The organism is Roseateles chitinivorans, from assembly GCF_002761755.1.
GTDB lineage: Bacteria > Pseudomonadota > Gammaproteobacteria > Burkholderiales > Burkholderiaceae_C > Roseateles > Roseateles chitinivorans.
In genome coordinates this window covers 16,747-40,374 of sequence record NZ_PEOG01000054.1, presented here as the reverse complement: position 1 = coordinate 40,374, position 23,628 = coordinate 16,747, and the positions used below count along the sequence as shown (strand labels likewise).

The following is a 23,628-nucleotide window of genomic DNA, read 5'->3' as shown; positions in this document are numbered from 1 at the left end:
CGGGTTGCAGCAGCCGCAACGGGCGGCGGGGCTCGGTGCGCGACATGGGCCCGGGCGGTCCGCGCGCTCAGCCGCTCACGCGGCCGATCGGCCGCAGCTCCACCAGGCTGCCGAGTTCCTGGAAGGAGTAGACGCGCAGCCACTCCAGCCGGCCCTCGATCATCTTGCGCACATAGCGGCGGATGTCCATCGAGGTGACCAGCGCCACGCCCTGCGCCGGCGTGCCGGCCAGCTCGGCGATGCGGTCGGTCAATGCCATCGCGTTCTCGGGCGGCATCGCCAGGTAGTTGCCGGCCGGGGTAGGCTTGATGCATTGCCGGATCGCCTGCTCGATGGCGGGATCCAGCAGCACCGCCGATAGGTGGCCGCGGCCCGCGGTCGCCTCGAAGGCCAGGTAGCGGCCGAGGTCGCCGCGCACGTACTCGGTCAGCAGCAGCATGTCCTTCTCCTTCGGTCCCCAGGCGATCAGGCTTTCGAAGATCGATCGCACGTTGCGGATCGGGACCTGCTCCTCGAGCAGCCGGCGCAGCACCTCCGCGATGCGCTGCAGCGGCAGCACCTTCTGCACCTCGGCCACCAGGCCCGGGTACTCGGGCGAGACGCGGTCGATGACCCACTGCACCTCCTGCACGCCCATGAACAGGTGGGCGTGGCGGCGCAGCACGCCGAAGACCTGCGCGGCGATCACCGACTCCAGGTCCATGCAGTCGCCGCGCTGCGCCTCGGGCACCGCGGCGGGCACCAGCCACAGCGACTCGGCGTGATGCAGGATCGGGCCGTGGCGCTGGGCCGCGCCGGCGAGCGCGCTGGCCGGGTCGGTCAGCAGCAGCAGCCGGCCGGGTACCGTGTGCTGGCTGGCGGGCACGTCGTTGAGCAGCACGTCGAAGCGGTGCTCCGGCAGGTCCGTCGAGACCCACATCGCGGCACCGGGGAAGGGCAGGCCCAGGTGGGCCTGCAGCTTGTGGCGCTCGGCCTCCAGGGCCTCGTCCAGGCGGTCGGCCTCGAGCAGCTCGCCCAGCGGGCGCGACATCCGGATCGCCAGCGGCTTGGCGAAGTGGGGCGGCTGCTGCAGGATCGCGGGCGCGTCGCCCTTGCCGCCTTCGCGCTGCAGCGCGCTGATCGGCTTGGACAGGACGGTCGCTTCCTCCTTGCGCTGGCGCCGGCCCAGCCAGTGGGCGATGGCCACCAGGCCCACCGCCAGGCCGAGGAACTGCAGCGCCGGGAAGCCGGGCACCAGCGCGAAGGCCATGGTCAGGCCGCCGGCCAGGTAGATCGCGCGCGGATTGCGCGACAGCTGGGCGCCGATCTCCTGGCCGAGCGAGCGCGGCTTCTTCTCCTGCTCGTCGGCGACCCGGGTGATCAGCACGCCGGCGGACACGCAGATGAACAGCGAAGGCACCTGCGACACCATCGCGTCGCCGATGGACAGCACCGCGAAGCGGGTCGAGGCCTCGCCCGCGGTCATGCCGTGGTACAGCACGCCCACCACGATGCCGGCCAGGATGTTCACCATCGTGATGATCAGGCCGGCGATGGCGTCGCCCTTGACGAACTTCATCGCGCCGTCCATGCCGCCGTGCATCTGGCTTTCCATCGCCAGCATGGCGCGTTTGCGCTTGGCTTCCTCGGCGGTGAGGATGCCGGCGCGCAGGTCGGCGTCGATGCTCATCTGCTTGCCGGGCATCGCGTCGAGGGTGAAGCGCGCGCCGACCTCGGCCACCCGCTCCGAGCCCTTGGAGATCACGATGAACTGCACCACCGTGATGATGATGAAGACGACGATGCCCACCACCAGGTTGCCGCCGACGACCAGGTTGCCGAAGCTCTCGATGACGTGCCCCGCGTCGGCGTGCAGCAGGATCGCCTTGGTCGAGGCGATGTTGAGGGACAGCCGGAACAGCGTCGTGAACAGCAGCAGCGACGGGAACGAGGAGAGCGACACCGCGTTGGGGATGAACAGCGTCGTCATCAGCAGCAGCACGCTGACGGCGATGTTGATCGCCAGCAGCGTGTCGATCAGCATCGTCGGCAGCGGCAGGATCATCAGCGCCACGATGGCGACGATGAGTCCGGCCATCGTGAGGTCGTTGCCCATGGTGGGGCTCAGGCGCAGGGCGGCCATGGCGGCGGGTCCTTCCGGGTGGGTCAGGGAGGCGGCGCGGCGGGGCGCGGCGGCTCGGTGGACGAAGAGGAGGGCGCGGCGGGTGCGGGCAGCGGTGCCGGCGAGGTCAGCGTGTGCAGGTAGGCGACCCAGCGCAGCACTGCGGCGACGGCCTCGAAGAGCTCCTCCGGGATGGCGTCGTCGACGGGCAGCTTGTGCAGCGCGCGCGCCAGCGGCGGGTTGCCGACGATGGGCACGCCGGACTTCTCGGCGATCGCGCGGATGCGCAGCGCCTCCGCGTCCATGCCCTTGGCGACGATGACCGGCAGCGGCGTCTCGCCGGGCTCGTAGCGCAGCGCCACCGCGTAGTGCGTCGGGTTGGTGACGACGACGGTGGACCCGGGCACGCGCTGCTCCGGCGGCGAGGTGGCCATCTCATGGGCGAGCTGCTTGCGCTGGCCCTTGAGTTGCGGGTCGCCCTCGCTCTCCTTGTGCTCGCGCTTGATCTCGTCCTTGGACATCTTCTGGTCGCGCTTGAACAGCCACAGCTGCAGGCCGAAGTCGACCGGTCCGACGATGATGAAGACGAGGCAGCCGGCGGAGATCAGCTTGATCAGGGCCTTCCAGCCGAGCACGCCGACGCCCACCGGATCGAAGTAGGCGGCGCCGACCAGCAGCGGCACCAGGCCGCGGATCATCACCCAGAGCACCGCGCCGAGCGCGATGGCCTTGGCCACCATCTTCAGGAAGTCGATGATCGAGCGGACCGAGAACAGCTTCTTGATGCCCTCGGCCGGATTGAGCTTGTCGAACTGCAGGTTGAGCGGCTCGAACGAGAGGTTGAAGCCGACCTGGGCGAAGGATGCGATCACGCCCAGCGCCACGGACACGGCGACGAAGGGCAGGATGGCGAGGAAGCCGGAGCGGGCGATGTCGACGGTGAGCGCGAGCAGCTCCTCGTTGCTCCTGGCGACCACGCCTTCGCGCAGGGCGCGGACGATGAGGCCGGAGAGCTGGTCCAGCGTCGACTCCGCCATCACGACCAGCACGATGAGCAGGCCCACCAGGCCCAGCGCCGCGTTGACGTCCTGGCTCTTGGGGCTCTGGCCCTTCTTGCGGGCGTCGTCGAGCTTCTTCTTTGTCGGCTCTTCGGTCTTTTCGCCGGACATGGTGGACGGGCCTCGCGGGCAGGAGCAGCGCGGGCGCTGCGACAGGGGTCAATCTAGGCGTCGAAGCCATCGCGGCCGGGCCGCGAGGCGAAGCGATGCGATCCGGCGCGAAGCTGCCGGACCAGGAAGACGGCGGTGCTGCTCACGCTGCTGGCGCTCACCCCGCCCTCTCCCATTTCGCGGGAGAGGGTGCAAGAGGCGACCGCTACCAGGTATTGCTTCCTCTGCCGCTTGCGGGAGAGGGCGGGGTAACGGCCAGCCGCCGAGGCCGTACGACGCCGTCAGCCGCGCGGGAACAGCACGTCGTTGTGCGCGCCTTCCGAGTTGTCGGCGACGCGCACCTCCAGGCCGAGCAGCGTCACGCCGGGCTGGTTGGCGGTATTGAACACGTTGTTGATCGCCATCCGGCGTGGCTGCCAGCTCGAGTCCTCGGCCAGGAAGGCCTCGCGCTCGGCGTGGATCGCCGCGGCCTCTTCGGGCCTGCCGAGCTTGCGCGCCAGCACGGCGCTGGCGTCGTAGCCATCGACGATGGCCGCGGCCGGCACCTGCATGCAATCCACGGCCAGGTATTGCTTGAACTGGTTGTCCAGCTTGCCCGCGTCCTGGAAGATCTGCCGCAAGTCCGACTCCGACGACTGCTGCCGCAGCCGGAAGTCTTCCGCCGGCTGCTTGAACCCGTCCGGGAACTTCGTGTAGGTGTTGCCGTGGTTGATCCACCGCGCGCGGTCGGACTCGATCGCCTGCTCGAAGCGCGGCAGGTCGACGAACTCGGTGATGCGGCGCGTGCGCATCGGTGCCGTCACGCCGTCCACGGTGACCAGGCGCTTGGTCACTTCGGTGCCGCCGAGGTGGTCGCCCATCCGGCTGGCCCCGGCGACGTCGGCCGCGTTGATCGTCTTGCCGTCCTCGAAGCGCTTCAGGTTCACGCTCAGGCTGGCCGCCGCGCCGCTCTGCTGCAGGGTCCGGGCACCGGACCGTTCCTCCGGATAGCGGTAGTAGCCCGACGCCTCGTCCGCCATGGCGTGCCGTAGCTCGCCGACGGTGCGGCCCTGCGCCAGCGCCACGCGGCCCTGCACGACCTGCGCCATCTTCTTCCCAGCCGCAGCAGGCGCGGGCGCCGGCGCCGTCTCCGAGGCGGACGGCGCCGCCGCCGGCGTGCCGTCCAGCGGCCGCGAGATCGTGATCTGCGGACTGAGCGCCGTGCCGGACAGCTCGCCGCGGACGGCCTCGCGGTTGTACTTGCCCAGCAGGTTGAGCGAGGCCACGTCGACGTTCTTGAGGATCGCGTCCACCGGGCCGGCATGGCCCATCTCCTCCCACATGACCGCATGACGCAGCATGTCCTCGAACTCGAGCTGGTTCCTGGGCTGGGTCGGCACGTCCTGGGGCACGCGCACCTGCAGGCCGTTCTGCCATTGGTTCTCGTAGCTGGCGGCGGCGGTGAGGTCAGCCAGGCGCGCTCCGAACGATGCGGCGCCGACGTCGACCTTCGCCGACACGCCGGCGCCGAAGCCCATCTTGGCGCCGACCGTGCTCTGCGTGCCGGCCGTGAGGTAGTAGGCGGCGGTGGTCATGCCGATCTCCATCACCAGGTCGTGCTGGTACTTGCCGGCCGCCGCCACGCGCATGGTCAGCGACAGCGGGTCGGGGAAGTCGCCCGGCTTCATGCCCATCTGCACTCGCGAGGTGTCGAAGCCATAGCTGTTGCCGCCGCTGAACTTGAACCTGTCCCGCACCGACATCAACCGGGCGATCGAGATCAGGCCGTCGAGCAACTGCTCCTTGTTGTCGATCTGTCCGCGGTTCCAGATCGCGGAGCCGACCGCGCCGTCGAGCGTCTTGCGGAACGCGCCGACGGTCTTGGCCGCGTCCGGCTCGCCGGCCGCGGTGAGATCGGCCGCCGCCACGCGCGCGAGCTGATGGACGGCCTCGGCCGGCTTGATCTGGCCTTCGGCGTAGCGTTCCCAGAGACCGGCCAGCTTCGGATGCGCCTGCAGCGTCCGGTCATCCAGCCCGAAGCGCACGGGCACCTGGACCGCGGCCACCGTCGCGCTGAGCAGGTGCTCCGGCGTCTCCTTCGGCACCGCGACATCCAGCGCGCGCGCCAGCGTCTTGAGCGCACGTTCGGCCGGGAGCGCGTCGTCGCCGCCGCGCAGCGTCTCGATGCCGTCGCGCATCGCGTCGACCGCCGCTGGCGTGCTGGTGATCAGCCCCGCCTGCGCCAGCGTGCGCGTGGCTGAGGCGATGGCCGAAGGGTTCAGTGCCGTCGCGCCGCCCACCGGCAGCGCGCGCGCGATCACGCCCATCACCGAGTGCTCGCGCGACACGCTCGACAGCATGTCCGTGGTCAGTCCCTTGAGGTAGTCGTCGGCCTGCTGCAGCGGGGTGCCCGGGCCTTTCTCGAAGAACTCGTTGCGCACCGCGTTGAACGCGTGACGCAGCTCGGGCGCCAGACCGTCCAGCTTGAAGTCCGAGGTCTGCAGCGCCTGCGCGGCGGCGCTGCGGGCCAGTTGCGGCAGCTCGCCGCCGGAGGCCTGCAGCGCGGCGTCGGCGGTGAACAGCACGCGCAGTGCCGCGACGCGGCGATCCGAGGTCTCCAGATCGAGCGCCGGCGCGCCCGCCTGTGGCGGCGCGAGCAGCGCGGACAGCATCTCGACGCCGCGGGGCAACACCGCGACTTCCCGTGCGAGCGCCACGGCCGCGGACTGCGCGGGCGAGCGCTCGGTGGGGGCGGCGGTGATCGTGGCCAGCCCGCCTGCATCCAGCGCGCCCAGCGTCTGAAGCGCGTGCTTGAGCTGTGTCGCCTGTTCCTCTCCCAGGCTCAGCGGGCCGGTCGCGGCGCGTGGGGCGAAGGCCAGGATGCCGGCGTTGAAGACGTTCTCCAGCACCGTGTCGCGCGGCAGTTGATCGCCCTTGGCCGGCCGGGCGCCCAGCCGGTCCGCCACCGTGCGCAGCGCGTCGCCCAGCGGCGCGTGAACGGCGCGTGCCTGGTCGATCAGGGTGCTCATGCGCTGGTACTGCAGGTCCGCCAGGCGTTCCTGTGCGGCCGCATGGCGCTGCGTGGCCTGGGCCTCGGCCATGACGGCAGCATCCAACTTGGCCATCGCCTGATGCAGCGGTGTCTGCACCTCGGGTGGAAGATCGATGATTGCCGCGCCTTGCCGGCGCAGCGCGCCCTCCAGTTCCTCGCGCCGCTCTGGCGGCGCGTCGGCGGGCAGACGGCGCAGCGCGGTCAGCAAGGGCTTCACGCCCTTGGCGAAGGCCTCGACCTGCGCTCCCTGGTCCCCCGCGGCGGCCTGCAGGCACTGCACGGCCTTGTCGACTTCGATCTCGATGCCACGGGCGGCGTACTGCGCCCCGGCCAGTTCGATGAAGGCCTTCTGTTCGCCGATCCGGGCGTCGAGCATCGGCGGACGGCTGGCCGCCGCCGCACGGGCCTCGGGCGATGCCATGTCGGTCAGCCTCGCCGTGGGGCGGGCCATGATCCCCACCGACTGCAGTGCGACGGTGGAGGCGGTCGCCACCGCCTGCGCGGATGCGCCCAGGATCGACGGCAGCGGCGAGGCTGATCCGGGCGCACCCGGTGCCGACTGAGGTGCCGGCATCCACTTGTCGAGCGCGGGCGTGTCCAGCAACTGCGCGGCCAGCTTCAACTGCTCCGGTTTCGACGCGGGGACCGAGAACCTGAAGCGGTCCGTCTCCAGCGGCGGCAGCTTGGGCGCCTTGGGCATCTCGCCGGGCGGGCCGCCCGCGGAGAGCTGGTTCCACGCTTGATAACCCAGGACCGTCCCGGTGGTGGTGATCGGATGCTGCTTGTTGGAGCCGTAGGCGCTGACGAGCGCCTGCTGCAGCTTGGGCGCCACCGCGGAGGAGAAGCCCACCGCCCGGTCGTCGGCGGGCGGAGCGCCGGATTCGATGTCGCCCTGGCGCTTCGGGCGGCGGCGCAGGCCGAGGAAATGGGAGCTCGAGGCCTCGGAGGACGGCTGCGTGGCGGTCGACTGAGCGGTCTCGCGGGGAATGCTGGGGGTGGTGTTGGCCGACAGGAGCGGCGCGGGGCTGCTGGCGCTGGGGATATCCGGCATGGGGAGGTCTCTGGTGATGTGTCGTTGGAAATCACCAGATTCGGTGCAGACGGGCACCGGCGTGGGGAGGAAGCGAAGCGGTCCTCCGGCATGCGAAGCCGGACAGGCCGATCGGCCCTGACCGTCGATCCGTTCCAGCACCAGCAAGGCCCTTTGGCGCCGGTGGCGGGCAGGGGCGTTGAGCGCGGTCGCGGGGCCGGCTTCGTCCGGACGGCCCGCGCTTCGCCCGTGGCCGATCGATGCGGTGACCGCTGAAACAGCATGCGTCCAGGCGCTGCCCAGCCGCGCCGGTCTTCATCGGTCCATGCAAAAGGAAAGAGTGATGCCCCAGCCCATCGTCAACCGGGGACTGTCCACGACGCCGTTCCCGGCCGGCGGTGGCCCGAGCGCGGACCCGGCCGCCGGACTTCCTCCGGACTACCAGCAGCGCCTGGATGCCGCGGTGACCACGTCGCTGAGGCGATCGGCCGACGCGCCCTGTCCCGATGCCGGGCCGGAGACGCCGTCCATGTCCGTGCCGGTGCCGGTGCCGATGGATCGCCTGCAGACGGTCTCCACGCTGCAGCGCAACGAGCGGCTGTTCGACAAGCCCAGGTCCGACGAGGATCTGCGCCGCCTGGCCGACGATCCGCACACCGCGCCGGAACTCGGGCGCGCGCTGCGGAGCGTGCTGGCGGACGAGGAACTCAAGCACGGCCTGGACAGCGCGAGCAATGGCCGCGTCGATGGATTGATCGGGCGCGGCGACCTGCGCAGCCTGTCCGAGTCCCATGAGCTGATCCGCTACAACCGCCGCCGCGCGGAGAGCTTTCGCCATCACTACCTCGCGTCGGACAACGGCGACCAGGTGCGCGAGCGGGTCCGGGAGATGACGCGCTCCGACGCGGCGCGCGAGCTCTACAAGTACGCTGACTACCTGCCGAAGTCGACCTCGTTGCAAACGCTGCGGGATCTCGTCGACGGCACGCTGTCGATGGATCGGCGGCCGCCGCAGGTGATCGCCGCGGCGCGCTACTTCGTGGACCGGCCTGGCGAATGGGCGCTGGTGACGGGCCTCGCGGAGGACGAGGGGATCTCCCGCGCCCGGCTGGCCGATGCGCTGGGCCGCAACATCCAGCTGCGTCCGGAGGAGCGCCGCGCCGTGCGCACGATCGAGCGTCATGCCGATGACTTCTTCGATGGACGGCTGTTCGATCGCGAGAAGCTGCAGCGCATCGTCCAGGACCCGCGCCAGCCGCGCGGGCATGCCGAGGCGGCGAGGGTGCTGCTGGCCGATCCGGTGCTGTTCGGCCTGCTCGACAACGCGGAGCGGGGACACAAGAGCAATGCGTGGCGCTCGTCGGACGACGGCCGCATCGGGCGCAAGGACCTGCGGCGTTTCATCGAGCGCAACGATGTCGACGCGGGACCGCCGCCGCATACGCCGCCTCGCGACGAAGCGCCCGCCCCGCCGCCGCGCGACCTGCCCGATCCGGCGGCGGTGCGCGAGATGGTCGATGGCCGCTGGAACCAGCCTGAAACGCGCACCGTGAAGGGCGGCAAGCTCCGGGGCGTCGTGACCGGCGTGATGAAGGGCCTGTCCATCTTCGAGAAGATCGGCTCGACCACCTTGGGCGCGATCGCGGCGCTGAAGATTCCGCTGATCAGCCAGGCGGCGGCGGTCGGATCGATGGTGACGAACGCGATCGCCGGCGGGCTCGATGTGGGGCGCACCGCCATCGACGGCGGCGACGTGAAGCGGGCCGCGGCCAATGCCGGCAAGAGCTTCGGCAGCAATGCGCTGAGCGTGGCGACCGCGCCGGGCGCGGGCAAGGCGGTCACCGCGAGCACCAGCGTGATCGCGAAGACCGCCGTGAAGGCTGCGGTCAAGGAAACCGGCAAGCAGCTGTTCAACGAGGTGGTGAAGCCCAAGGCCGAGGAGCTCGCGCAGCGTCACCTGATGGCGCGTCCGGGCGACGGCCCACCGCCCCGGGCGACACCGCCGGCGACCACCCCGGCGACGCCACCCGTGGCGACCCCGGACGAACTGCGGCCCCCGCCAACCTGACACCTCCTGGAGACGATCTCATGATCACGACTTTCGAACGCTCGACACCCTTTGCGGAACCGGAGTTCAGGCCGCCCTCGGAGGCGGGCCGCCTGCTGACCCGCATTCATCTGCTGACGCGCGACGCGGCGCGCGCGCTCGGCATGGACGCCGAGGCCGCGGAGCAGGCCGCCCTGGACGGTGGACTCGTGCTCGATGGCGAGGTCGTCCTGGTGTCGCCCGTGGCGCTGGGCGCGGATGACGCCAACTCGCTGGTGATCTCCGTGGGCCTGGGTCGGCGCCTCGGACAGATGCCGGTCTCCGCCTTGTCCAGCGTGCTGGCGCAGGCGCCCGGGCTGCTGGCGGTGCACCGCATGACCATCGGCTGCGATCCCGACGGTGAACTGATGCTGCATGGCATCGCCGACGCCGGGACCGCGACCTCGGCGAGCCTGGCGCGGGATCTCCTCGCCGTGCGGCAGCTCGCGGTGCTGCTGCAGGACTTCACCGCGACCCGGACGCAATGAGGAAGGGCCTCTCATGAGCGCCGGCGGTGTCCACCGCGTCTCGCACGGGCTGGCGACGGGCACGGGCACCGTTGACGGCGGGCGTTCGTCCACGCCGCCGGAGCTGGCGCGATCGCAGACGCTCGAGTCGCCCGACGGGCTTCGCCAGCGTCCGCCCGCCGCCGGCGCGGAACCGGCCGCGTCGACGGCGCGCCGCGTCAGCCTGCCCCGGGTGATGGAGGCGGCGAAGGACATCGCCCTGCCGAATGTGTCGATGATCGGCAGCGCGCTGGCCACCGGTGTCAAGGCGGCGAAGCAGTTCATGCGACCGGTGGTCTCCAGCGCGCCGCTTCAATCCGCGTTGCGCGCGGATCTGGGGCAGGGCACCGCGCAGATGGACGCCCATGCGGCCGCCGTGGCGTACGGGAAGGGATCGGCCACCTGGCTGGACCGGACCGTGCCGCTGGTTCATGCGGTGCTGCGCCAGGGCATGACCGGCGCTTCGACGGAGGTGGATCAGGTGGCCGCCGCGGCATCGGCACCGGGATCCCTGTTCGCACATCTGACCGCGGGACAGACCGGCGAGGTGCTGAGCAGAAAGCTCGCCGGACCGTTGATCGACCGGCTGCCCCGTCATTTCCAGGCCATCGACGCCAGGGCGGTCGTGCCGGACCCGGTCGTCAGCGACATGAATGCGCTGGTGCCCGGGGCGGGTGACAAGCTGCGCGCATCGGTCTCGACGCGTCAGGCGGAGATCGTCGATCTGGGCAGCGCCAGCAACGTGAAGCTCGCGAAGCTGTCGGAAGACGTCGCGAATCGCGCGCGCGCGGCGCTGATGGTGACGACGCCGCTGGGCCTGACCGGGCAGGCGGCGCTCGGCCTCGGGGCCGCGGCGGCGACGGGCTGTGTCATCGGCGGCGTGATGGCGACTCGCCAATCGGTGGCGACCGTCACCGTGCCGGACGCCGAGCAGTTGAGGGCGCTGGTGGCGTCTCGCCCGGCCGATGGCGCGCAGGCGCTGGAGCAACTGATGAAGTCCCGCGGCGGCGAGCAGCCCGGCGCGCACAAGGTGCCGCTGTTCTTCGCGAAACGGCTGCCGGGCAAGGCCGAGCCGGCCGCGGACGCGGCGCAGCGCGCGCGGATGGCCGCGTCCCGCGAATCGCTGAGGCAGGGCATCAAGGCCGTGCCGGTGGAGGTGGCCGCCGCGGCGGCCCCGGCCGTGCGCCCGATGTCGGAAGGGGACCGCGGTGCGGATGCGCGCACGGCCATGGCGATCGGCAGCGCGGTCGGGGCGCATGCGGCGCTCAAACCCGTGCTCGATGCGGCTACCGGTCCGGGGCGTTGATATCGGCTTGGATATCGATGGGCGGAAAATTGTGATCGCGGTGGGGGACGGACGCCGCAGCGTCCCGTGATAGCTTCTTGCCGCCTCCGGCGCTCGGCACGGACGGCATGGCCGCGGTGCCAGGCATTGCCTGGCGGCGCCATACAAGCAGAACTCACGGAGACAGGAATGATCAGTCGTCGCGCAATGATCCGCACGGGCCTGGCCGGCATGGCTGCAACGGCCGGCGCGGCCGCAACAGCCGGCGTGGCCGCGACCAGCGATTCAAGCGGGGTGACGGTGGATGTGCTCGCGCCCACGCCGCCGATGGGCTGGAACAGCTGGAACAGCTTCGCCACGACCATCAACGAGGCGCAGGCGCGCGAGACCGCGCGCATCATGGCGGACAAGCTGCGGCCTGCCGGCTACGACATCTTCACCATTGACATCCAGTGGTACGAGCCCACGGCGTCGAGCTACACCTACAGCGCCGATCCCGAGCCGGCGATGGACGGCCATGGCCGCCTGGTGCCGGCGGTGAACCGCTTCCCGTCCAGCGCGGACGGCCGTGGCTTCGGGCCGCTGGCGGCGGACGTCCATGCGATGGGCTTGAAGTTCGGCATCCACCTGATGCGGGGCATTCCGCGGCTTGCGGTCAAACGCAACCTGCCGATCCTGGGAACGTCGTACCGGGCGGCGGACATCGCCGACACGTCGAGCGTCTGCTCCTGGAATCCCGACATGTACGGCGTGGACATGCGCAAGCCCGGCGCGCAGGCCTATTACGACAGCGTCTTCGCGCTGTATGCGTCGTGGGGCGTCGACTTCATCAAGATGGACGACATGAGCCGTCCCTACGACGCCCACGCGGCCGAGATCGAGGCGGCGCATCGCGCGATCGTGCGCACGAAACGGCCGATGGTGCTGAGCCTGTCGCCCGGCGAGACGCCGGTGATCCGTGGCGACCATGTCCGCCAGTACGCGCAGATGTGGCGCATCTCGGACGACTTCTGGGACGACTGGAAGATGCTGGAGGCCCAGTTCACGCGGCTGGAGAACTGGAACCCGTGGCGCCGGCCGGGCGCCTGGCCCGACCCGGACATGCTGCCGCTGGGACGCCTGGCGCTGGGCGAGCGGGACACCAAATTCACCGCCGACGAGCAGCGCACGCTGATGACGCTGTGGGCGATCACGCGCTCGCCGCTGATCATGGGCGGGGACCTGCGCCACCTGGACGAGCCGACGCTGGCGCTGCTCACCAACCCCGAGGTGCTGGCGGTCGACCAGGCGAGCTCGGACAACCGGCCGCATTTCGTCGAGGACGGCGTGCGGATCTGGTCGGCGCGGCCGGCCGACGGCAAGGGCCGCTATCTCGCGCTTTTCAATCCGGGTGACAAGGCGCGGGAGGTGTCGATCGCGTTGCGGGACCTGGCGCTGGAAGGCGCGCAGCCGGTGCGCGACCTCTGGGCGAGGCGGCCGCTCGCGCAGGCCTCGGGGCGGTTCTCACAGACGCTGCCGGCGCATGGGGCGGGGCTTTATCGGATCGGGTAGTCAGTTGAAGACTGTCGGCGAGACCGAGCACGCGGTTTGCCCTCTCAGGACGCCGCGTAGAGCATCAGCCCGCGCTTGAGCAGCAGGGGTTCGACCCGTGCGAAGCCGGCTTCCTGAAGCGCGATGCGCTGCTCTTCGATGGTCATGTAGAGCTGGTCGTTCTTCATCCCGCCAGGGCCGGCGAAGTGATCGCAGACGAGGTAGCGCCCCTGCGGCGCCAGCAGACCTCGAACCTGTTCATGAAGCGCGCGGGCGTGGCGCTTGTGGCGCAGCTCATGGACCGCCTGGTTCGTGACCACGTGATCGAAGAACTCGAGGTCCTCCACCCACGCGGGCTCGCGGAAGCTCCTCTCGACGAAGCGGATGCGGGAGTACGCCGCGCCGATCCGCTCCGCAGCAAGCTCATGCATGGCTGGCGAGAAGTCGAGTGCCGTGTAGGCGATGTGCGGGAGCGCGTCGAGCAGGAATTTGGCGAGGAAGCCCGGGCCGGAGCCCAGCTCCAGCACCCGGACTGCGGAGCCGGCGACGAGCTGCTCGGCGAACTCCGCGAAGAATTCCCTCCGCCACGGGCGCTTCACCATCGCTTCATCGGCCCACTCGCGGGCGTCGACCATCTGTCTCAGGTCGATGGGGCTGGGAACGTCGAGGACGCACATGCGAGGCGATTGTTGAAGTGTCAGGCGGGCTGAATCCAGACGAACGGGCGTGTGGTACGCCCGGGGTGGGGCGACGCATTCTGCCCTACCAATGTTGGCTCTTGCGGCCGAGCCGCCGTGACTTCAGGCGCGGAGAGGGCCGGTGTTCGATGCGTCCGCGGGCTGTCGTGGCCACAAGAATGGCGGTCCCGTTCTGCGTTACCTAGCAGGTGGGTGCGTCGTTGCAGTACGGCTGTGAGGACTCGTCTCACGCCACAAGTTCAAACGACGGGGCGACCTCTTCGCGGATTGCAATGACCTCCGGGGTTCGCCTGGGAGCGGCGTGTAGTCCGCCCCCCCGAAGGCTCCACGGCAATAACGTGCGGGTCGTTCCTATTGCTGTGAACTCGAAACTTGCTGCGATGAAGCGTCGTGACAAGCGGTGAGCCTTGAACGTCAGAGGAAGGATCGGACGTTAACCGGCGGTAGAACTGGCTCAGGCGACCGTGCCGCTGCATGGCGGCCGACTGCAGCATGCTGATCTCGGTCGTTCGCGACTTGGAACTGAGTGACTGGTCTCACCAACAGCAGCAGTTTGAGCTGAATAGCGTTGGCTGGCAGCTTCGGCGCTGGAACCGCCGTTGGGCGCGGCGTAAAGCACTCGGACTTACGTCGGCGCCCCCTTGTCCTTGCGCTGACGAATGATCGAATTCGCGAATCCCCCGATTTGAGGGGAATCGCTTTCCGCGCTGAGTCGAACGATCTCCGCCCTGCAGGCGGCGTCAATCTTCAACGCTTGCATTGCCGCCTTCGCCTCCAGTGCGTCGATCACCGCGAGCGCTTTGTTGACGTCGAGGAACCCGCCTCGCTGCACCGCATCACAAGCAATATTCAGAACGTGCTCCGTGGACGCCGAGTCGAGCGAGCCGGCGAAAGTTCCAAGCAGTCGCAATGAGATATTCCTGACCGCAGGATCCGGATGTGTCGCCTCTGGCATCGCCGCCTCAACGGCTGTTTTTGGAGCTCCAGCGTATTGAAGCAACTCCAAGGCCTTCACCTTGATGCCCGGATCGCATCGCCTGGCTGCGTCGACAACCGCGGCACGTTCCTCGGCCACGGCATTCACGAGCTTGTTTCGAGCTTCGTGAAGACGAGGGTCTTGGTAGTCGAGAGAACCATCGATGCCCACGAATTCTCGTCCGCTGCGTCCCCCGGTCTCATCGAAAACCGATTGCCGCGCACGTTCGAAGGCTTCGATGTCCCGATTGAGCGCTTCCGGAATTCCTTTGCCATCCACGCATGTCCCCGCATAGCGAGGCGTGTAGCCGCCCGCCGAGAACGCGATCGCATAGGTGGCCTCGTTGTTCGCTCTGGCAATCAGGTTGCAGCTGACGCTGGCTCGCGGGTACTGTTCTCGGACCAGTCGACAAGCGCTGACGAACGCTGGATCCCGGGCCTCATATTGATTGCCGATGACGAGCCGGGTTGTCGAGCGAACGAGCTCCTTGTCAGCACCCTGGATGCCGACAACATCGATGTTCGAGAGCGTGATGCCGAGGGCGGCGGGTGCCCATAGCATCGAGATCGTGGTCGCGAGAAAGCTCGCAAGACCGATACGCATTCGAAGCATCATTTCTCCCTCAGGTCTTCGCCATATCCCGGATCACAGTGTCGCAGTGGCGTGCTCGTTTCGCTCCCGGCTTGCGTCGATCGAAACAATTTCTTTGGTCCGCGGTGCGTTGAGCAGCTCTCGAAGTCGGATTTCCGGTAGAGCGGCGGCACCACGCGCGACAGCATCAGCATCAGCAGGCCGCCTACCACCCGTCACATGCGTTCCAGCAGATTGCCGGCCCCAGAACGGCAGGTAGCGCGCCCAAGCGGGCGACGTCGGACGCAGATTGGACTGCCCATGACGCAGCACATGCTGACCGCTCGACTGCGAGAGCTTCATGCGGACTGGCTGGTCTCCCGAACCGTTCATGCCAAGGTGTCGCTCCGCGTCGAATACGAGATCACGGCGCAGGCTTGCCGGCTGGACCCGATGAAGGAAGCGTCGCAGGCCTGGTGAATGCAGTACGGCGACAGCGCGCCAGTCAAGTGGCTTCAAAGGGGGGCGCCAGCCCAGGCCCGGCCCGGCGGCGCCGTGGGCCGGGCACAGGCGCTGCGCGCGCTCAATCCGCACCCAGCACTCGCCCGAGGATCACCATGTCCCGGATCTTCGCGTCGGCCCACACGATGCCCGGCAGGCGACCCCAGGCGCTGAAGCCCTGGGCGCGGAACAGCGCCAGGCTGGCCGCGTTGTCGTGCCAGATGAAGGCCATCAGCCGGTCGATGTGCCACAGCGGTGCCTCGGCCTGCGCATGGGACAGCAGGCGCCGGCCGATGCCGCAGCCGCGCCAGCCGCTGGCGATGTAGATCGCGACCTCCGCCGCCGGCATGCAGGCGGGCCGGTCGGCGAAGCCGAGCAGGCTCAGCCATCCCACGACTTCCACGCCAGCCTGCGCGACCCACAGTGGACGGCCATTGGCGCGGTGCGACGCCATCCAGTTCGCGAGACCGTCGGCCGGCAGCTGCGGCAGGCAGCTGCCGAGCACCGGCCGGCCGCCGGCGCGCGCGTCGAGGCCGGGCAGCGGCGCCGGCAATGGCGGCAGCGACTCGTTGTAGATCCGGGTGATGGCCGCGAGGTCGCCGTCCAGCGCCGGACGGATCGCGATCGCCGCCGCGCCCGCGACGAGCGGCTCGCCCGTGATCGCCGCCAGGGCGACGGTGAACGCGATGGAGGCGGGCAGGACATCGGTCGTCGCGGGCATGGCGGTTCGGCGCTGAAGTCTTGGAGGACCGCAATCTAGGAAGGACCGCGACCCGTCGCGACGCGTGTCGCGAAGCGCGGCGCCGGCGCGCGAAGGAAGCAAGGCCTGGCCCCCGCGACGCTTCGCGGCCGGGCACGTCGCTTCGCCCAGGGGCGTTCCGGGCGCAGGGCGATGCCTACCCTCACCAATCGATCACACGCGGCGCACCGCGCCATCCCGGCCCTATCCAGGAGCAGCCATGTCCATCGATGCCATCGATCGCCCTTCGTCCGCGCAGCGTCCGTCGGCGCTCGACCTCTACAGCCAGTTCCTCAACGCGCCCGCCGCGCAGCCGCAAGGGCCTGCCAGCGGTGGGTCGCCCGGCCAGCAGCTGATGGCCATGCTGGTCTCTAGCCTCATGGCCGCCGCCCAGCCGCAGCAGGGCGGCGGCAACCCCTGGCCCGATACCGCCGCCGGCCCCGGATCGACCGCCGGCCCGTCGGGGCCGATGGGCCCTGGCACCGCGGGCAACAACCCGCAGGCCGGCCAGCTCGCGCTGATCAACAGCATCCTCCAGTTGCTGCAGGCCTTGCTGCCGCTGCTGCAGTCGCTCGCGCAGAACGGCCTGCAGCCCACCAGTGCCGCCAATCAGTTGGCCAACCAGTTCGGCGGCGGCAGCGGTGGCGGAGGGGGCTTCAGCAGCGGAGCGGGCGGTGGCGGTGGCGGCTCGCCTTTCGGCGGCATGGGGGGCATGGGTGGCCCATCGATGGGCCCGGGCGCGGGTGGCCCCGGCGGCTCGCCGTTCTCGTCGGCGCCCTCGGCGCCGCCGAGCCCTTCGCTGCCCTCGATCCCCTCGATGCCTTCCTCGCCGGAGTCCGATCCCTTCTCCTCGCCCGGGTCGTCGCCGCCGAGCACGCCGTCGACTTCCTCGGCCCCTTCGACGCCGTCGTCCGGGCCGTCCTCGCCGAGCGCACCGTCGGCGCCGGCCAGCCCACCCGCGCCGTCGGCGCCGAGCACGCCGTCCGCGCCGCCATCTCCGTCCTCGCCGTCCTCGCCGTCCTCGCCGTCCGCGCCTTCCGGATCCGCACCGACCACGGGCGCGGGCAAGCCGACCGAGATCCCGCCGGCGACCGGCAAGGTCATCGTGAACGAGCCCATCGTGGTCAAGGCCGGCCAGACCTTCGACGGCGAGGGCAAGCTCTACCAGGCCGGCCCCTCACTGGGCGACGGCGGCCAGAGCGAAACCCAGAAGCCGGTGTTCATCCTCGAACCCGGTGCGAAGCTGGAGAACGTGCAGGTCGCCGGCGGCGACGGCATCCACGCCCGCGGCGACGCGACCCTGAAGAACGTCTGGTGGAAGGACGTCGGCGAGGACGCGATGACGATGAAGGGTCCGGGCCACGTCCACGTGATCGGCGGCGGCGCCTACGCGGCGACCGACAAGATCTTCCAGATCAATGCACCGGGCTCGCTGTCGATCGACGGCTTCACCGCCGACGGCTTCGGCAAGGCGGTGCGCACCAACGGCGGCCATGACTTCCCGATCAGCATCGACATCCGCAACTCGGTCTTCCGCAACGGCGACGAGGCCGTGGTGCGCAGCGATGCCAAGGACGCCAAGATCAACATCGGGTCCGATGTGGTGATCGAGAACACGCCGCACAAGGTGCTCGCGCCCGCGACGGCCGACGTGCAGGGCGTCGGCGCCTGGGACTACAAGCCCTACAGCGGCTGACGACCAAGCGTCCCGGCCAGATGCCGGGGCGCTTGCGATCACGCCTCGGCCGCACTCGACCAGGTCACGCGCACGTCGCGTCCACGTCGCGATCGCGCGGCGCCTGGCGCCTGGCGCCGGCCTTCGCCGAGCGAGGCGTGGCGCTCAGCGCGCCGGCACGTCCAGTCGCGCATCGATGTGCGAGGCCTCGGCCGCGGTCACGCTGCCGATCTGGACGACCAGGTCCAGCCCGTGCGTGCGCTGCGCCAGGTTGCGCTCGTAGGAGCGCATCGAGTAAGGCCGCATCGCCGCGGGATCTCGCCACTGCGACTCGACCGCGCGTTCCAGCGCGGCCACTTCCGCCGGCAGGCCGCCGGGCTGTCGCTCGCACAGCGCGATCGCGGAGCGGTAGGCATCGTCGCGCAATCGCATCGCCGTCCCGACCACCACCCGCGCCGCGGCGCTGTGGTTCGGACTGGCATGGCGCTGGATGTCGGCCACCAGCTGTTCCAGCCGCTGACGGTCCGCGCCGGCCGCCACCCAGTCGCCGAGTTGCGGCTTCACCTGCTTGGCGAAGGCGTCGAGGTCCTGGTACTCGGTCTCGACGAAGGACAGCGGATGCAGGCGGCCGTCCTCGTAGACGGCCTCCCGCCGCTCGAACACGCCGCCCAGGACGCGCTCCGCGCCGATGCCGGCCTGCAGCGCGCCCATCGTGAGGTCGGCCTTGCCGGCATCGCCGACCGAGCCGGCCACCGTCTGCGACACGCCCAGCGAGGCCCGCAGCGCGACGCCGGCGCGGCTGGCGTGGCCGTCGATGCGGCGCTCGACGCGCATCGCGCCGCTGGCGTCGCCGTAGCGGCGGGTGACGTCGCGTTGCGTCTCGACATAGCCGCCGGCGCTGGCCGTCGCCTTGAGCCGCCACCGGCCCAGCGACGCGGTGACGTCGGCGCCCAGGCCGTGTCGCCGGCGCGCGTCGCCCGCATCGCCGATCTGGTTGACGGTCAGATCCGGGAACTCCTGCAGCAGTTCGCGCAGCAGCGATGGATCGCCCGGGTTGCGGGCGGCTCCGCCGGCGCCGTGGTCGATGAGCCGGTCGATCAGGCGCGAGAACTCCGCGCGCAGCTCGGACACCGGCCGGCCGACGCGCGGCAGGCGCAGCGACAGGCCCTGGAGCTCGGACCGGTCGTGACCGTAGAGCAGCGCGTCGACGTTGCCGCCGATCTTGAACAGGCCCAGGTCCGGTCCCACGCTCGCACCCAGTCCCACCTGGCGCGTGGCCTGGCGCTGCGTGCCCAGCACGATTTCCATGTCGTAGGGCGGCATGGCGATCTCGAAGACCGCGTGCCGAGCGCCCTGGGCGCGTGCGTCGACCCGTCCGCGCACGAACAGGGCCGCGGCCACCGCGCTGATCGACGCCGTGATCTGCCGCAGCCCGACGCCGGCGATGCCGCCGCCGGTCAACCGCAGCCGCGAGGAGCCTTCGATGTTGGCGACGATGTCCTTGAGCGCGGTCCGCAGCGTTTCGCGGTCGATCGACTTCATGCGCGTGTCGCGGCCGTTGGCCTCGTCCTCGGCACGGGCGAGCGCGGCCGACGCGGTGAGCAGCGGGGACGCCGAGGGTCCCGAGGTCGCGCTGGCGGTGTCCGCGCGTGCGTCCGATACCCAGGCGCTCAGCGCCGCCGAATCCAGGCGCAACGCGGCGAGCGCCTTCAGCTCGGGCAACTCGCCGAGCCGGCGGGCGAGGGCGCCCAGCACCGGCGGATCCGCGGCGGCGGCTTCCGACAGCATCAGCCGCGCCAGCCGCTCCGCGATCGCCGTGCGCGCATCGGCATCGAAGCCCATGCGCTCGAAGGATGGGCGGGCGTCCTCCAGGCAGTGCGACAGGACCGCGGCGCGCAACAGATGGGCCGGCACCGCGGCCGGGCCGGTGGACCGGCCCGCCGCCGCCCGAAGCAGCCCATCCCGCAGCGCGCTCGCGGCTTCGGTCAGCGCCTGCTCCCGCGCCTGGCGATGACGTGCGGCCGGCCCGCGCTCCACGCCCTGCACGCCGTGCCGCAGCGCGCGGAACGGCGACTTGCCGATCAACGGATTGCGCGGGCGCAGCGCGCCGCGCGGTGCGGCACGGTCGATCCAGCGGCCCATCTTCATCAGCCGCGCGTCAAGCGCCGCGAAGCGCGTGCCCGGACCGGTCTCGTGCAGGTCGTTGCGCACCGCCGCGAGCGCCCATCGATGCGGCGTCGAGGCTGCCACGTCGCCCGCCATCCGCGCGGCGGCACAGAAGACCGCCTCGCCGGTGAGCGTCCGCAGCGCGGTCGGATCACGCAGCAGCGCCGTCGGATCGCCGTGGTGATCGAGCGCGCGCGGCGCGCCTTCGGACGCCTTCAGCAGCAGCGCGAAATCGCGCCGCCGCGCGGGATCGACCGGGCGCGCGGTGACCGCCATCAGCACGTCCATGCCGGCCGGCGTGCCGCCCAGCGCGGAGGACGTCCGCCACGCGGCCTGCCGGGCGGCCAACTCGTCCGCCGCCGCGTGCTCGATCAGCATCGGTCCCCAGCCCAGCCGGTTGTTGCGCAGCCCGTCCTGGCGCCGGCGACGGCCGACGTCGGTGAGCCGGCCGGGACTGCCGAGCAGCGCGGCCGATGGCGACGGCGACGCGGACAGCAGCGGCGAGCCCGCCGACGTCCGGTTCGCGCCGGCCTGCCAGGCCGCGATCAGTTCCGCCTGCGCGTCGAGCGCGGCCAGCGAGTCCAGGGCGTCCAGCGCCAACCGCGCGTCGCCCTCGCAGGCCGCCGCCAGCGACTGCGTCAGCAGCACCACCGGCGCGGAAGGCAGGTCGGGCGTCGGCGGCACGCCGGACAGGTCCAGCCGCGACAGCTGGCCGGCCAACCGTGCCAGGTCTTCCGGCATCGCGCCGTCGCGAGGGAACAGCGTCGCGATCAGCGGGGCCAGATCCGGCCGGTCGATGCGCATCGTGTCCAGCAGCACCGCGCCGGTGGGCGCGGTGCGTGACGGCGGCTCGGGCTGCGACACGGCGGCCGCGGCGGTGTCGCCGGCTTCGACCGACCGGGCCGGCAGGGCGGCGCGTGGCGCCGCGGCGCTGTCCGGCTGCGGCCGTGCCGGCGGGGCATCCAGCGGGCGGATCGCCGTGCTGGGCAGGAGCGGGGTGCGCTGTTCCTGGGAGAGCGGCGTGTCGACGCCGACACGAGAGAGACCGAGATGACGCGCGATTCGAGTGGTGAAGGACATGGACTGCTCCTTCCTCCCGATCGTGGCGAGCGGCCATGACGGGCCGTCGCGCCGGGGCGAAGGCCTGACAGCGGGCGCGAAGGGGCGCCGGCGCGACGGGCGGATGCCGGGGTGGGCGGCGATGTCTTCGCTTCGCCGCACGGCGGTTCGGCGGGTGTCGACCGTCGCCCGGGTCCGGTCCCGAGAGTCAAGGGTGAATCCCCCATGCCTTTGCACAGGAACCGCCCATGAGCGCCATCGATCCGATCTCTTCCCTCAGCGGCAGCGGCCCGCGGCTGTCTCCGATGCAGCAGCTGTACCAGCAGCAGCTCTACGCGGATCCGCAGCCCGCGACCCCCGCCAACGTCATCGCCCCGCTCATGACCTTGCTGGTCCAGCAGATCATCGCGACGCTGGTGCAGCAGCTTCTGCAGTCGTTGCAGGCCCAGCAGGGGCAACAGGGCATGCCCGGCGGGGGCGGCGGGGGTGGTGGAGGCGGCGGCGCAGGCGGGGGCCTGGGCGGAGCGCCCGGGGGCGGGAACCCGTTCGCCGCCGGTGGCGGCCCGGGTGGTGGTGTCAGTCCTTTCGGGCCCGCCAGCGGCTTCGGTGGCGCGGGGAGCGGAAGTCCCGGCCTCGGCGGCGGGGATGTCCCGCCTGCACCAGCGCCCGCTTTCTCACAACCAAGTCCAGCTCCGAGCCCGAGCCCGAGCCCGAGCCCGAGCCCTGCGCCCGCTCATGGCCATCACCACCATCATGGCCACGCCCCGGCTCCGGCGACTCCCGATCCGCTGCTCGATCCCGCGCTCGCGCCCGCACCGGCCCCTTCGGTCGGCGCCTCCGGCAAGCCCGATGGCGCGGGGGCGGTGTCCAGCAGTGCTCCGGCGACCTCGGTGCTGCCGCCGCATCGCGGCGAGGTGGTGGTGAACAAGCCCATCGTCGTCGGCCCGGGCGAGACCTTCGACGGCAAGAACCAGTTGTTCACCGCCGGGCCGGGGCTCAGCGGCGGTTCGGCCGAGACCTACCAGCCGGTCTTCATCCTCGGCCCCGGCGCCACGCTCAAGAACGTGCAGTTCCAGGGCGGCGACGGCGTGCACCTGCTGGGCAGCGGCAAGATCGACAACGTGCATGCGGTACACGGCGGACCCGACGACATGATCACCATCGACGGCCCCGGCAACCGCGCGCACGATGCGCAGCTGGCCGGCATCTCGCCGGCCTCGATCCCGTCCGGCCCGGCCGAGGTCGAGATCACCAATTCCTCGTTCCGGCATTCGCATGACAAGGCGATCCAGGTCAACGGCGATGCCCAGGTGAAGCTGCGCGGGGTCTATGCCGAGGATGTCGGCCAGCTGCTGGTGACGCTGGGTGGCCAGCCGATCAAGGCCGATGTGTCGATCGAGGACTCGCGGTTCAGCGGCGTGCGTTCGCATCTGGTGCGGCTGGACGATCGCGACTCGACGCTGCGGATCGGTCCGAACGTCAGCACCGACTCGGGCCGCATCCCGGTCATGATGGGCACGCCGGCCAATGCCAGCGGCGCGACCGTGGTGATGCCGTCGTCGGATCCGGCGGGCGATGGCAATTGATCCCGGCGCGATGGGCATGCGTCTGGCTGGCCCATGCAATCCATGCATATATATGAGGTGATATGGTGCGGCCTGCGCCGAGGCGATCCTGCCTGATGCCTTTCTGGCCCCGAACGGGCCGGCATTCGCGCGAAGAAGCCTGATCCGTGCCATGAAAGTCGATACGAAAAGCAAGAAGGTGAACAAGGCGTGGTTGAACAACCATGTCAATGATCCCTACGTGAAGTTGGCCCAGAAGGAGGGCTACCGGTCGCGCGCCGCCTACAAGCTCAAGGAGATCGACGAGGAATTCCAGCTGATCCGACCCGGACAGGTGGTGGTCGACCTGGGAGCGTCGCCCGGGGCCTGGAGCCAGTACCTCCGCCGACGCTTCGCGCCCAAGGAGGCGGGCGCCGGCGGTGCGGCGGTGGGCGCGCTCAACGGCCGCATCATCGCGCTCGACCTGCTGGACTTCGAACCGATCGAAGGCGTGGAGTTCCTCCAGGGCGACTTCCGGGAACAGGAAGTGCTGGCGCAGCTGGAGGCGACGCTGGGCGGCGCGAAGGTGGATCTGGTGGTGTCGGACATGGCGCCCAACCTGTCGGGCATCGAAAGCACCGATGCCGCGCGGATGGAACACCTGATCGAGCTGGCGCTGGATTTCTCCCAGCAGCACCTGAAGCCGGAAGGCGCGCTGGTGGCCAAGGTCTTCCACGGCAGCGGGTATGACCAACTGGTGCAGGCTTTCCGGGCGCAGTTCAAGCGCGTGAAAACCGCCAAGCCGAAAGCCTCCCGGGACAAATCCGCCGAAAACTTCCTGGTCGGCATCGGGCTGAAGAAGAGCTGATCCGGCGAAGGCGCCCGGGCGAGCCGGTTCGGTTTTGGCTGAAGCCGCGATCAAGCGTCAAAGTCGGGGCCGCTTCGGGCGCTTGCCTGGAGGT

General features: G+C 70.5%; 15 protein-coding genes. 8 read left to right on the top strand and 7 right to left on the bottom strand.

Features of this window, described 5'->3' with window-relative positions; all coding sequences use genetic code 11:
• Positions 1–67: 67 nt before the first annotated feature.
• The 3 genes from sctV to CS062_RS18325 form a co-directional block, all read right to left on the bottom strand.
• A complete protein-coding gene (gene sctV / locus CS062_RS18335) occupies positions 68–2,122 on the bottom strand; it encodes a type III secretion system export apparatus subunit SctV (RefSeq protein WP_099863017.1) in 2,055 nt (684 codons plus the stop codon).
• A 23-nt stretch (positions 2,123–2,145) separates the two neighbouring features.
• Positions 2,146–3,270, bottom strand: coding sequence for a type III secretion system export apparatus subunit SctU (gene sctU / locus CS062_RS18330; RefSeq protein WP_099863016.1), 1,125 nt, complete (start codon positions 3,268–3,270; stop codon positions 2,146–2,148).
• Positions 3,271–3,551: 281 nt separating this feature from the next.
• Positions 3,552–7,352 (bottom strand): hypothetical protein, encoded by a 3,801-nt coding sequence (locus tag CS062_RS18325; protein ID WP_099863015.1) that lies wholly within the window; start codon positions 7,350–7,352, stop codon positions 3,552–3,554.
• 322 nt (positions 7,353–7,674) lie between these two features.
• On the opposite strand from CS062_RS18325, the gene CS062_RS18320 reads away from it, so the two are divergent.
• The 4 genes from CS062_RS18320 to CS062_RS18305 all read left to right on the top strand — a co-directional run bounded on the left by CS062_RS18320 (position 7,675) and on the right by CS062_RS18305 (position 12,759).
• Positions 7,675–9,399, top strand: a complete 1,725-nt coding sequence (locus tag CS062_RS18320; protein ID WP_158238833.1) for an HrpF/NolX family T3SS translocon protein — start codon at positions 7,675–7,677, stop codon at positions 9,397–9,399.
• Between the two features lie 20 nt (positions 9,400–9,419).
• The gene (locus CS062_RS18315; RefSeq protein WP_099863013.1) at positions 9,420–9,905 is read left to right on the top strand and encodes a hypothetical protein; all 486 of its coding nucleotides are present in this window, start codon (positions 9,420–9,422) and stop codon (positions 9,903–9,905) included.
• Between the two features lie 13 nt (positions 9,906–9,918).
• Complete coding sequence (locus CS062_RS18310; protein ID WP_099863012.1) at positions 9,919–11,229, top strand: hypothetical protein; 1,311 nt, start codon at positions 9,919–9,921, stop codon at positions 11,227–11,229.
• A 168-nt stretch (positions 11,230–11,397) separates the two neighbouring features.
• The gene (locus CS062_RS18305) at positions 11,398–12,759 is read left to right on the top strand and encodes a glycoside hydrolase family 27 protein (protein ID WP_099863011.1); all 1,362 of its coding nucleotides are present in this window, start codon (positions 11,398–11,400) and stop codon (positions 12,757–12,759) included.
• A gap of 44 nt (positions 12,760–12,803) precedes the next feature.
• Here CS062_RS18305 and CS062_RS18300 read toward each other — a convergent pair whose 3' ends face one another.
• The gene (locus CS062_RS18300; RefSeq protein WP_099863010.1) at positions 12,804–13,415 is read right to left on the bottom strand and encodes a class I SAM-dependent methyltransferase; all 612 of its coding nucleotides are present in this window, start codon (positions 13,413–13,415) and stop codon (positions 12,804–12,806) included.
• Positions 13,416–14,061: 646 nt separating this feature from the next.
• A complete protein-coding gene (locus CS062_RS25930) occupies positions 14,062–15,024 on the bottom strand; it encodes a hypothetical protein (RefSeq protein WP_143742409.1) in 963 nt (320 codons plus the stop codon).
• A 279-nt stretch (positions 15,025–15,303) separates the two neighbouring features.
• On the opposite strand from CS062_RS25930, the gene CS062_RS18290 reads away from it, so the two are divergent.
• Positions 15,304–15,462: a winged helix-turn-helix transcriptional regulator gene (locus CS062_RS18290; protein ID WP_233218128.1), complete on the top strand. Its 159-nt coding sequence runs from the start codon at positions 15,304–15,306 to the stop codon at positions 15,460–15,462.
• 103 nt (positions 15,463–15,565) lie between these two features.
• Here the strand turns inward: CS062_RS18290 and CS062_RS18285 are convergent, their stop codons facing one another.
• Complete coding sequence (locus CS062_RS18285) at positions 15,566–16,204, bottom strand: GNAT family N-acetyltransferase (protein WP_099863007.1); 639 nt, start codon at positions 16,202–16,204, stop codon at positions 15,566–15,568.
• A gap of 238 nt (positions 16,205–16,442) precedes the next feature.
• Between CS062_RS18285 and CS062_RS18280 the strand changes: the two genes are divergently transcribed.
• On the top strand, positions 16,443–17,918 hold the full coding sequence (locus CS062_RS18280) for a pectate lyase (protein ID WP_099863006.1): 1,476 nt from the start codon (positions 16,443–16,445) through the stop codon (positions 17,916–17,918).
• 144 nt (positions 17,919–18,062) lie between these two features.
• On the opposite strand, the gene CS062_RS18275 is transcribed toward CS062_RS18280, so the two are convergent.
• Positions 18,063–21,143, bottom strand: a complete 3,081-nt coding sequence (locus CS062_RS18275) for a hypothetical protein (RefSeq protein ID WP_099863005.1) — start codon at positions 21,141–21,143, stop codon at positions 18,063–18,065.
• A 227-nt stretch (positions 21,144–21,370) separates the two neighbouring features.
• Here CS062_RS18275 and CS062_RS18265 point away from each other — a divergent pair, with 227 nt between their 5' ends.
• Both CS062_RS18265 and CS062_RS18260 read left to right on the top strand, forming a co-directional pair.
• On the top strand, positions 21,371–22,708 hold the full coding sequence (locus CS062_RS18265) for a pectate lyase (RefSeq protein WP_233218127.1): 1,338 nt from the start codon (positions 21,371–21,373) through the stop codon (positions 22,706–22,708).
• Positions 22,709–22,859: 151 nt separating this feature from the next.
• Positions 22,860–23,534, top strand: a complete 675-nt coding sequence (locus tag CS062_RS18260) for an RlmE family RNA methyltransferase (protein WP_099863004.1) — start codon at positions 22,860–22,862, stop codon at positions 23,532–23,534.
• Positions 23,535–23,628: the final 94 nt, after the last annotated feature.

Bases quoted from the DNA above. Each gene is read 5' to 3' on its own strand.
- CS062_RS18325 (WP_099863015.1), bottom strand. From the start codon at position 7,352: ATGCCGGATATCCCCAGCGCCAGCAGCCCCGCGCCGCTCCTGTCGGCC.
- CS062_RS18260 (WP_099863004.1), top strand. From the start codon at position 22,860: ATGAAAGTCGATACGAAAAGCAAGAAGGTGAACAAGGCGTGGTTGAAC.
- CS062_RS18310 (WP_099863012.1), top strand. From the start codon at position 9,919: ATGAGCGCCGGCGGTGTCCACCGCGTCTCGCACGGGCTGGCGACGGGC.
- CS062_RS18285 (WP_099863007.1), bottom strand. From the start codon at position 16,204: ATGCCCGCGACGACCGATGTCCTGCCCGCCTCCATCGCGTTCACCGTC.
- CS062_RS18300 (WP_099863010.1), bottom strand. From the start codon at position 13,415: ATGTGCGTCCTCGACGTTCCCAGCCCCATCGACCTGAGACAGATGGTC.
- CS062_RS18275 (WP_099863005.1), bottom strand. From the start codon at position 21,143: ATGTCCTTCACCACTCGAATCGCGCGTCATCTCGGTCTCTCTCGTGTC.
- CS062_RS18280 (WP_099863006.1), top strand. From the start codon at position 16,443: ATGTCCATCGATGCCATCGATCGCCCTTCGTCCGCGCAGCGTCCGTCG.
- sctU (WP_099863016.1), bottom strand. From the start codon at position 3,270: ATGTCCGGCGAAAAGACCGAAGAGCCGACAAAGAAGAAGCTCGACGAC.
- CS062_RS25930 (WP_143742409.1), bottom strand. From the start codon at position 15,024: ATGCTTCGAATGCGTATCGGTCTTGCGAGCTTTCTCGCGACCACGATC.
- CS062_RS18320 (WP_158238833.1), top strand. From the start codon at position 7,675: ATGCCCCAGCCCATCGTCAACCGGGGACTGTCCACGACGCCGTTCCCG.
- sctV (WP_099863017.1), bottom strand. From the start codon at position 2,122: ATGGCCGCCCTGCGCCTGAGCCCCACCATGGGCAACGACCTCACGATG.
- CS062_RS18315 (WP_099863013.1), top strand. From the start codon at position 9,420: ATGATCACGACTTTCGAACGCTCGACACCCTTTGCGGAACCGGAGTTC.
- CS062_RS18265 (WP_233218127.1), top strand. From the start codon at position 21,371: ATGAGCGCCATCGATCCGATCTCTTCCCTCAGCGGCAGCGGCCCGCGG.
- CS062_RS18305 (WP_099863011.1), top strand. From the start codon at position 11,398: ATGATCAGTCGTCGCGCAATGATCCGCACGGGCCTGGCCGGCATGGCT.
- CS062_RS18290 (WP_233218128.1), top strand. From the start codon at position 15,304: ATGACGCAGCACATGCTGACCGCTCGACTGCGAGAGCTTCATGCGGAC.